14 protein-coding genes are annotated in these 10411 nt (G+C 30.2%); 2 read left to right on the top strand and 12 right to left on the bottom strand.

The features are described from left to right. Positions 1-743: 743 nt before the first annotated feature. The gene (locus N456_RS25505; protein ID WP_420834736.1) at positions 744-932 is read right to left on the bottom strand and encodes a SymE family type I addiction module toxin; all 189 of its coding nucleotides are present in this window, start codon (positions 930-932) and stop codon (positions 744-746) included. Positions 933-964: 32 nt separating this feature from the next. Here N456_RS25505 and N456_RS23420 point away from each other — a divergent pair, with 32 nt between their 5' ends. Next, a complete protein-coding gene (locus N456_RS23420) occupies positions 965-1186 on the top strand; it encodes a helix-turn-helix domain-containing protein (protein ID WP_062062997.1) in 222 nt (73 codons plus the stop codon). Positions 1187-1212: 26 nt separating this feature from the next. Further along, the gene (locus tag N456_RS23425) at positions 1213-2007 is read left to right on the top strand and encodes a GIY-YIG nuclease family protein (RefSeq protein ID WP_062063000.1); all 795 of its coding nucleotides are present in this window, start codon (positions 1213-1215) and stop codon (positions 2005-2007) included. A 236-nt stretch (positions 2008-2243) separates the two neighbouring features. Here the strand turns inward: N456_RS23425 and N456_RS24140 are convergent, their stop codons facing one another. From N456_RS24140 to N456_RS23480, 11 genes are all read right to left on the bottom strand, one after another. Further along, positions 2244-2891, bottom strand: a complete 648-nt coding sequence (locus tag N456_RS24140; protein WP_148639436.1) for a hypothetical protein — start codon at positions 2889-2891, stop codon at positions 2244-2246. Between the two features lie 474 nt (positions 2892-3365). Beyond that, complete coding sequence (locus N456_RS23435; protein WP_062063003.1) at positions 3366-4088, bottom strand: hypothetical protein; 723 nt, start codon at positions 4086-4088, stop codon at positions 3366-3368. 217 nt (positions 4089-4305) lie between these two features. Continuing rightward, entirely contained in the window at positions 4306-4995 is a 690-nt protein-coding gene (locus N456_RS23440) for an SH3 domain-containing protein (protein ID WP_148639437.1), read from the bottom strand. A gap of 190 nt (positions 4996-5185) precedes the next feature. Beyond that, positions 5186-5698 (bottom strand): hypothetical protein, encoded by a 513-nt coding sequence (locus N456_RS23445; RefSeq protein WP_062063007.1) that lies wholly within the window; start codon positions 5696-5698, stop codon positions 5186-5188. A gap of 207 nt (positions 5699-5905) precedes the next feature. After that, entirely contained in the window at positions 5906-6280 is a 375-nt protein-coding gene (locus tag N456_RS23450; RefSeq protein ID WP_062063008.1) for a hypothetical protein, read from the bottom strand. Beyond that, entirely contained in the window at positions 6277-6708 is a 432-nt protein-coding gene (locus N456_RS23455; protein WP_062063011.1) for a hypothetical protein, read from the bottom strand. Before N456_RS23455 ends, N456_RS23450 begins: the two co-directional genes overlap by 4 nt. A gap of 188 nt (positions 6709-6896) precedes the next feature. Then, positions 6897-7352, bottom strand: coding sequence for an energy transducer TonB (locus N456_RS23460; RefSeq protein ID WP_062062819.1), 456 nt, complete (start codon positions 7350-7352; stop codon positions 6897-6899). 193 nt (positions 7353-7545) lie between these two features. Beyond that, positions 7546-8190: a hypothetical protein gene (locus N456_RS23465; protein ID WP_158447963.1), complete on the bottom strand. Its 645-nt coding sequence runs from the start codon at positions 8188-8190 to the stop codon at positions 7546-7548. Next, positions 8168-8503, bottom strand: a complete 336-nt coding sequence (locus N456_RS23470) for a hypothetical protein (RefSeq protein WP_062063016.1) — start codon at positions 8501-8503, stop codon at positions 8168-8170. The genes N456_RS23465 and N456_RS23470 overlap by 23 nt, the downstream gene beginning before the upstream one ends. A gap of 211 nt (positions 8504-8714) precedes the next feature. Beyond that, positions 8715-9656 carry an alpha/beta hydrolase gene (locus tag N456_RS23475; protein ID WP_062063018.1) on the bottom strand — a complete coding sequence of 314 codons (942 nt, stop codon included), beginning with the start codon at positions 9654-9656 and terminating at the stop codon, positions 8715-8717. A 199-nt stretch (positions 9657-9855) separates the two neighbouring features. Beyond that, positions 9856-10362, bottom strand: coding sequence for a hypothetical protein (locus N456_RS23480; protein WP_062063021.1), 507 nt, complete (start codon positions 10360-10362; stop codon positions 9856-9858). Between the last annotated feature and the right edge of the window lie 49 nt (positions 10363-10411).

The raw sequence follows: 10411 nt of genomic DNA on the forward strand, positions 1-10411 counted from the left end.
CTGACTGTATGAATCGGGGCTTGCAAAATAGCCTTGCCCATTCGATCCAGCCGCGCTTGTTTTTGATTTCTTTTTTACAAACCTATTAAAAATTAGCGCCATTGCAAACATAAAACTACCTTTGGGCACACCATAACTGCCCTGATTTCATACAGCTTGTTATGGGGCGTACCACTTTTACAGGCCTAAACTTTGCTAATACACCGCAGTAAAGTGATATCTGTTTGCGTTGTTGTTCCTCAATAATTGTATTTCCCCCTGCGATCACTTTGCTGCCTTTGGATCAATTACTTACCAAACCAGAAAATCACAGGCTTTAATTCCGTTAACTTTTCGTGATTTACCCTAAAAAAGCGATTTTTTAGCACGTTTTGCTCCTAAACACTCCATTTTTGTGGTTTTTTCATCGCTTTTTTACTTTGGATCGGTCACAGACCATTGCAAAAATGGACTGCCCTAAATTCCGTTTAAAGTTTAGATTGCGGATTGCTTTTCAGAGTTGGAGTATGCCCCCTAACGTTCAGTATAAGAAACGTAGGGCAACTGATAAGCAATACGTTTCTGATTGATACTAAGCCAAATATAATATTTTGCTTTTATCTTTTTTGTCTTAAACGCCAAATTTTATATTTGGCGACTTTGCAAATAATCACAGACCTTTCTGTTATCACTAAACGCCCTATGTTTTTTATACCTTGTTGGGCGTAGTTATTTTTCTTCTTTTTTGTCAATCAGTTTAATAGTCAACTTATTTTTTTTTGTTTAATTTCAATTTCTTTTCCGATTTCAAATCCAAGTTCTCTCAACCATTTCCCCTCAAGCCGAATTTCAGGAACAACTGCATATTTGCTCCATTCACGAGGTTGGTGTTTTTGATAGATTTTTAGCTTTCTAAATCGGCTCACTGAAGTTTTGTTCGTTATACCGAACACAAGATATAAATAATTTATCGAAATTCGGTATAGTGAACACGAAAGAATCAAAATATTTCCAAAAATTAGGTGCTAAAATCAAGCAACTACGAGAAGAAAAGGATATTGACCAAAAATCATTTGCTTTTGATTGTGAGATTGGCAGAACTCAATTGTATATGATTGAAAAGGGTAGAACAAACCCTCGCTTACTTACTTTAATGAAAATTGCTGATGGTTTGGAAATTTCTATTTCTGAACTTTTAAAAAGTTGATATGATCAATTACTATTATTTAGAATATGGTAGATATTAACTCTTATTTTGATGAGTTCTGTTATGATTTAGACAGAGATGCTATTTATTTACTAAATAAACAAGATAATGGGCCTATTAACAATGTAATTTCCCATCTATCAAATCAATGTTATGGAGTACATATTTATGACGATAAAGATCAAATTGAATATTTAATTTTTTATATAGATCATAAATATGAATTAAGTGGCTTAGCTCTTCTATTAAGTTTAAGTCTTAATTTAAATACGAGAACTTCCTTCACAATCGAATTCTGCAAATTGATTTGTGACAAATATCCTCATAAAGATATTGTTGATGTTTTTAATTGTTTACAGAATCAATTACGAAGTGTCTTTGAAAAGATGGGCTTTTTTACTCTTGGAAATGAAATTAAGGATCTTCCAAAAGGATCAGTCGGAATGGCTCCTTTAAGTAGTAAAGGATTTATTAGTTTTCCTACATTAGACAAGTTAAGTGTTTATAGATGGTTTTTTGATGAAAATATAGATAATGTAGATGTTGATAGTTCTAAATCAAAAAAAGTTTATTTATTGCTAGACTCTAAAAATAACCTGATAAAAATAGGACAAAGCATAAATCCCAAATTAAGAGAAAAAACACTTCAAGGTATAAATCCTGAATGGGATTTAATAACAACTTGGATAGCTCCAATCTCAGAAGAGAAAAGGCTACATAAGTTGTTTGAAAGTAAAAAAACAAGAGGTGAATGGTTCAACCTTAATTTTAATGATTTGAAGATTATTAAACAAGAAATGGGAAAACACAAAAGTTCTTGAGTACGGCTTTTCGTTTCTACAATTACGCCCAACGTACTTGTGTATGGAACGTAGCGTACAAAAAGACACTAACTTTTCGGATTAGCACAGAGCCAAATTTTTATATTTTGTTTTTAATTTTTCTCTTTTTAAAAGCCAAATTAAAAATTTGGCAGACTTTCTAAATATACACCAACCTTTCGGTTAAGCACTTATTAGCTATGTTTTATACACCGTGTTGGCAAATCGTTTTTTTCTCAATGCCAATCATAACTACAAAATCTACACTGCTTGGCTTGAGGAGTTCTTGCTATTTTGTTACATTTTGGGCATAAGTTTAGATTTAACTCTTTTCTGTGTTCTTTGTAAATTCTTTCCGCTGTATTTTTAACAAACCTTTTGTATCCTTTTTTTAATAAACCTAAAGCTTTCTTATCATCAGTTATTAGTTTTTTAAATTCAGGAGGTATGTTGTTTTCATAATTTTTAAATTTCATTTTTGTAACATAGTGATTCATTGCTTTGTTCTCTATGTTATTAAAAAAACCTTGATGATATTTATAAATATAATCTATTAGTTCAGGACTTAAAATTTCAGTACCTTTAATTTCTTCTTTCTTCAATTTTCTACTGGCTAAAAAGAATATTGAAAAGAAAATAATTATTAGAGGTATTAATATTATAACAATCATTCCTCTTTCTCCAGTCTTATTGCTAATAATCAATAAGAACAAACAAATAGTTGATATTAATAAACTTGTTGTTTTAATTAATTTTAGAGTTAGATTCATAATGTTTGCCAACGCTGCGTGTATAAATTGTGGCAGCGCAAATACACTCAAACCATAACTCCTAGCTGCGTTTGTTTTTATATCTTTTTCAAACTTATGAAAATTTAACGCCATTACAAACAGAAAATGACCTTTCGATTCCTCCCAAAACTTGCCATAATTTTATACACCGTGTTATGGGGCGTACCATTTTTACAAGCCTACACTTTGCAAGTAAACCGCAGCATAGCGATGATTGATTGCGTAATGATTCCTCAATATGTTGTTATTTTCACACGATCGCTTTGCTGCCATGGAAGCTATCCTTAACCAAACTCAAAAATCACAGACTCCTTTTTTGTCAGTTTTATCGTAATTAGCNTCCATCCGAGCGAGTTTTGTCAGACGTTGCGTTTTGATTTTCAGAGCTACAGTATGCCCCATAACGGTCTTGTATATGAAAAGTAGGGCGGTTGATAAACACTATAATTCGGGTTTTACACTTAGCTAAATATAAATATTTTGTTTTTATTCTACTCTTAAATACCAAATTTTATATTTAGCGGACTTTGTAAATAGACACAGAACTTTGGGGTTAACACAAAAGCCCTATTTTTTATATACATTGTTGCCAGTAGTTTTTATTTTTTCACTCAATATTAATTCCAAAAGCCTATTGATAAACAAATACCAATTATCGATATATTTCTTTAACTCTTCTCTTCCAAAACTATTTATTCCTTTTTCTCGATGGCTAAATACAGGAGTAAACTCTGAGTTATCCATTTCTAAAAAACTCAATGTCAAATTTTCGTAATGAGTTATTGTATCTCTAGGTTTTACAGCGTCAGATATCCATTCGTTATAGTTTTTAAGAATCAGAGCCATTATTTTATCAGAATCTTTTAATCGAACTACTTCAGCCATCATTGACTTAGGTTTTCCATTCTCATTAATTCTACCAAATGTATTGTGAGGAGTAATCCCTTTATAAAATTTAGACATAAAAAACACAATCCTGTCTAAAGACATTTTGATTGAATAGATTACTGAATTGAATTCTAAATGAAGTTTAATAGCTAATAAACTCATATCATTTTCATCAATTACTCCTTTTTTTATCGAATTAGGTAAATCAATTTTAAAGAATTCGTTAGTTGCCTTATCAAAGCGATTTAAATGATAAGCGGGAGCAAGGTATGAAGTTCGGAAATTAAATAATTTATGATTTATGAAATTCAAATTGTATTCATATTCTAATTTTTGAAACTCTTCTAAAATTTCGGTGAAATTATTTGATATTTTCTCTAAATCATATTCAATTTCGTTCATTTTTTATAATTACTGGCAACGGACTTGTGTATGAAACGTAGCGTATAAATGGACACTAACTTTTCGGATTAACACAGAGCCGAATTTTTATATTTTGTTTTTAATTTTCTCTTTTTTAAAAGCCAAATTAAAAATTTGGCGGACTTTCTAAATATACACAAACCTTTCGATTAAGCCTTTATTAGCTATGTTTTATACACCGTGTTGGCAACAGTTATTAACATCCGGGTGATTGAAACCAAGATATTATTTTCCATTCTCCATTTATTTTGGCAATTGTCATTTCTTTTATTAAGTCATAAGAAGTGAATTTAGATGATACATATCCAGTTTCATTTTTACTTAATTTTATTTCAATCCAATTAATTCCATCTACAGTTTGATAGGTTTTATTTGTCATTGTCAAAATATTACAATCACATTTGAAAACTTCGTATGACGTTGTCCTTATAATCTCAGATTTTAAGTTCGGTTGTTTTCTAATATTTACGTTTTCAGCTAAAATTAGAAGCTCATTATCGGTATCTATTTTTTTTAAATAAGAAGGACCTTGAAAGATTATTTTATCGTGTGGGATAATGTTTTCAGGGTTTTTATCCTCCAGTCTGCTAAATCTAAACCTTAAAATAGTTAACATATCTTTCCAAGAATCTTCAGGATTTTCTATGAAGTAATATTTTATTAGTTCATCTTTAGTGCAACCTGGATATCCACAACCATCTTTACTTTCAAATACTCTTTCTGCCAAAAACTCTTTTAATTTTAAAGTGTCTTTTTGAATAACACAATTAAGCAATTCAGTCTTAAATTTCAAAAAACTCAAGTCCAAATAAGATTCATCATTTATTATTTGACCATAAGATTTTACGGTTAATAAAATTGTTAGTATTAATATGAATCTTTTCATTTGCTTGTATTGTTGCCAACGTTTAATATATGTGTCGTAGCAGGGCAAAATGTTACCCTGCTTTTCGATTTTTCTGCGCATTGGTTGCTAACTTTTACTTTTTGCAAACATTGCGCCTTACCAAAAATACAACAACCTTTCGATCAATCACTTAGTTGCTATGATCACATATATGTTGTTATCAGCTTTTTTAAATATTTTGTTTTATTTTCCATTTTTCAAATTCCACTTTAGATTCCATTAGCTGGTTTTTTATATTTTTCCAATCGGATTGATTACAAAATCCAATTTTTATAGAGTCATAATCATCAGTCATTAATTTTTCAAAAAGTTTAGGTTTTCCGGATTCGCAACTAACGATAATTTCGCAATGGTGACCTAGAGGGAATTGCATTAAATAATAGTTCCTCAGCAAAATATGAGAAACAGTCAAATTAACAGTTTCCGTATCATTCAGATTCTCATAATCAAATATCATATCGAATTTTACAGGAGTAAATTCCTCAATTGGAGTTCTAACAGAAACTAGTCTAAAAACATTCTCTTTTATTATATCTTTTTCTAATTCATCTATCTTTTGAGATTCTTCTGCAGAAAGTTCGTTCCTGTCAGAAATTATCTTTTTCAGAACTTTAGATATTCGAGCACTACTTTCAATCAAGTTGTCCTTTGACATAATTCTATCAATGGCTAAATATCTCATTTAAAATGCTTTATTGCTGATAACGGACTTGTGTATGAAACGTAGCGTGCAAAAAGACACTAACTTTTCGGATTAACACAGAGCCGAATTTTTATGTTTTGTTTTTAATTTTTTTATTCTAAAAGCCAAATTAAAAATTTGGCGGACTTTGTAAATAAGCCAAAACCTTCTGGTTTAACACTTATTAGCTATGTTTTATACACCGTGTTAGGCAACGTTACTTGATTCATAGCAAATGAACTTGGCGTTATCAGTTGAACTCATTGCAGTTATAAATTTCTCATTATCAAAATTCGATAATTTTTGAAATTCTTCTAACATTTCACTTTCTCCGGTAGCACCACCAGGGATAGATAGAATAGTTCCATTGGTAGAAATAACTCTCCACCACAAATCAGTCAGCCAAGGGCCTGTATCATTAGTTTCTATATAAATTTCTTTAATTTCATTATAATTGAATGACCTTTCTATGCCTTCATAGTCTTTAGTAAGAATCATATCATTATCAATTTTAACAAGCCATTCCGATTCAGAGCTAGTTTTTGAACGGCTTAATTTTTTAAAGAAATTTAAGATGCTCATTTTAATTTAAATTTTTGCCCTTCTTTATATCCAATGGGTAATTTGGGACTTTTAATTCCGAATGGACCAGAACCATTGTCATTATAATAGTATTCTTTCTTATCGTCCGAATATCTTCCAGAACAAAGTAGATTGAAAGTTGTACTTTTCCTGCTCGATTTTAGCACATTTATGTCAATCCATACTGGTACTTTTCCATTCCGATATATTAATTCGACAACTTCATTATCGGTAAAATCCAATTTCATTTTTCCATCATCCTCTGGGTAAATATCAAATTGGGTCAGATTTGGATTGTCAGTCGAAGCATTGAGAATTACATTGTATTTAAAATCAGTTGTCAGTTTATTTTTCACATAATTTTCCGCAAATTTTAATGATACTAAGCTTGCGCCTTTTAGATGAAATAAAAATTCTTGTTTCGTCATTTCTCAAATGTTGCCTAACGTTATAAGTATGTGTCGTAGCAGAGCAAAATGTTACCAAGCCATCGACATTTTCTGCGCTGATTTTATAACTTTTCTCTCCATAAAATCTTTGCGCCATAGCAAATACACAAGAACCATTGGGTTATCACTTAACTGCTATGATCACATACTTGGTGTTATAGCCTTTTTTAAAATGTATAAAAGCGAACAAAATGCTTATATTTCACATTTACAGCTTTTCCGTTATTCATACCAGGAGACATTTTGGGAAGCAAACTAAATATTTCATAAACATTATTTATAGCTGTTTCTGTCGGTCCATCCACTTTTATGTTTTCAATTTTTCCGTTACTATTGATTATGAATTCGCTTTTAATCTCAACTAGCGTTCTAGACTTAAATTCTTTTGAGATCAGTTCTGTATTTAATTTTCGGTGAATAAAACCGTTGATTTTGTCTTTTGTACATTTTTTATTTTTTTCCTCTTTCTTTTTTCTTTTACAATCGTTAAAGAGTGGAGCAATTTCAACATCTTTCCACTCAATAAATTCGGTTTGAGTTTTTTCCGTTTCGTTAATTACTTCTTGAGATTTAACAGACAAAATTGTTAAAATAAAAAGGAGAACTGATAATTTTATTTTCATATTTAATTTTGATTGGCTATAACGTTTAATATATGTGTCGTAGCAGATAAAAATGTTACCTTGCTTTTCGGTTTTTCTGTGCATTGGTTGCTAACTTTTCCTTTTTGCAAGCATTGCACCTTACCAAATATACAAGAACGATCTGATTGATCACTTTGCTGCTATGATCACATATATGTTGTTGTAGTGCGTTTTACTTTTCTCCTTCGTTATATGTCACTCTTTTTTTTCTTCCAACTATTTCAAACCGTCTACTCTTTGAAAAATCACCATCTATTGATTCCATAGTATCAACACTTGAATCTATTGGGAGGTCATAACTTAATTCAAAACTATAGTCAGGTAAAAAACCGTCATAAGTATAATAGTAGGAGATGTTATCAGCATTTTTTGGTAATTTAGGAAACCAGTTAATTTTTGTTATTTCATTGTATTGGTTATAAGTCAAATTATCAGCTTTTGTTCCAAAAGGAAGTCCGTTTGCCGATTTGATTTTTATTGCCAATTCTTTTCTTAATTCATTTTTCTGGATTCGATTTTCATAAATCTTTTTTGAATAGTTAAAGTAAAGAAACGAAGAAACCAAAAAAGTTATCAAAGCTGAAATCCGAATTCTTTTCTTAACAGAGATGTTTTCTTTTCTAAAATATCCAATAGCTATTCTTATTCCGATTAAAGATAGTAATGTGAGTCCGATTATTTTTAAAAACTCAATTGGTCGAACATAGCTATTGAAAGTCAATTCGACAAAGTCAGTCCAATAGGCTAATAATCCAGTAAGAATTATCAAATTTATTAAAACAATTACTAAATATTTAATCGATTTTCGAATCATCATCTAGTTTGTAAGTAATACCAACAATTTTACCATCTTTTATTTCTACTTCATCTGCATTTTCGCGTGCTAAATCAAGAAAATCTTGAGTAAAGGGATTGTCAACATTAAATATATGACTCCAAGCGGGAGAATTTCTAGTCATATCGAAAGCTAAACCTGCGTTAATTGTCAGCTTATTAGCCAATATTTTAAAAGTATCAATTGGATTCGCTCCAGCTTTTCTTAGTTCAGAAATAAATTCATTTATATCATCAATTTCATTTAAAACTTTACGTTTTGATACTCTTTCTATTTCAGTTTCTTTATTGGTCATAAGTTTTTCTCAAATGCACTACAACGCCCAGTATAAGAAACGTAGGGCAGGTGATAGGCACTATCGTTTCGATTTATTACTTAGCTAAATATAAATATTTTGCTTTTATCTTTTTTCTCATAAACGCCAAATTTTATATTTGGCGACTTTGCAAAAAAACACAGACCTTTTGATTAAGCACAAAAGCCCTATGTTTTTTATACTTTGTTAGCTACAGTTTTTCTTTTCTAAATGCCCATAATAGCCCTTGAGTGATAAATGTAGGATAAACAGTTTCATGATTTTCATTGGGAAAAACAATACTTTTAATATTAAGACTTTTATACTCTCTGGAGTTTAATTTCTTTATTAGAGTATTCATATCTGACACCATTTGAAATCCATTGGGTACGTTTTCTAGAGCTCCAATCCCTATAAATAAATTAGCATCTAAATCAGAGTTGTTTTCAGAATATTTTTTTTCGATTTCAAAAATCGATTTATTGTGATACCAAAGTGATGGACTGCCCGACATATAGTAATCGAATGTTTCTGGATAACTAATCACAATGTAGTTAGCTAATAAACCTCCGAATGAATGTCCTGCAAAAGCTTTTTGGGTTAAATCAATTTTGTAATTACTATCCAAATAAGGAATAAGTTCGTTTTTCATAAACATTATGAAGTTATCTGCTTGTCCAGAGTTTAATCTGGATTCTTTAGAATATCCATTTGGTTCATTTGGGGAATATGTTGGGGTGTAATCACGAGTTCTTGATGTTCCAAAATGATCTCCTTTTGCGTGTGATATTCCAACAATAATTATTTCATTTATTTTTTTGGAAAATTTTAATCTCCTATAGATACTAGATACCAAAGGGAAAGCATATCCAGCATCGGTAAGTACTAGGATTGGATATTGTTTCTTTGATTGGTAATAACCTTTCGGTAACTTAATGTATATATCATATTCTTTTTGTGTGTGTTTTGATTTTAAAGGAAATACTTCTGAGTTTGGTAAAGTGAATTTTCTTTTTTGTTCAGTTAGAATAGTAGAATCAAGCTTTGTATTAATCTGATTTTCAGAATCAATTTCTGATTTTTTATTCTCTTTAGTCAGGCATGATGTAAGACTAAGTATGAGTATTAATAGTTGAAATTTCAGTAAATTCATTTTATAAATCTTGTTTTTTAGGATTGTAGCTAACGGGCTTGTGTATGAAACGTAGCATACAAAAAGACACTAACTTTTCGGGTTAACACATAGCCGAATTTTTATATTCTGTTTTTAATTTTTTCTCTTTTAAAAGCTAAATTAAAAATTTGGCGGACTTTCTAAATATATACAAATCTTTCGGTTAAGCGCTTATTAGCTATGTTTTATACACCGTGTTCTCACACGTTTTTTTTGTCTTCAGTATTTCAATTTCAGATTCAGCTTTTTTTAGCTTTATTTCAAGTTGTTCTATTTTATTATTTAGTTTATTGTTTTCATTATTAATTTTACTATTCCCAAGGATTAGTCCAATTAATGTCAAGAGTGGCATTCCAATCCAGAAGATAAATTGAGCAAAAACTTTTCTTGTTTGGTTTAGGTAATAATCATCAAGATAAGCCTGTTTTCCTGATTCTGTAATATTATATCGTCTTATTTTTTCATTCTCATCCTCAGCAAGTAACTCAATATGTCCATTATTAACTAATGAATAACAAGTGTTGTCAATAATCTCAACTTTTCGTCCATTTTCTTTGTGTAATTCAATATTTGACATTGACTTTCCTAAATCTGTAACAGTTTTTCCGTGGCCAGTATTCTCAACACCCAATTTATCCTTATTAAATAAATTTTCTAAGATTATATGTTTTACTTTACTTGTCATTTTAATTCAGTTGATATTGGTTATATGAGTTATGGAAATGTGTGAGAAC

It is taken from the genome of Aquimarina longa SW024, from assembly GCF_001401755.1.
GTDB classification, from domain to species: Bacteria; Bacteroidota; Bacteroidia; order Flavobacteriales; family Flavobacteriaceae; genus Aquimarina; species Aquimarina longa.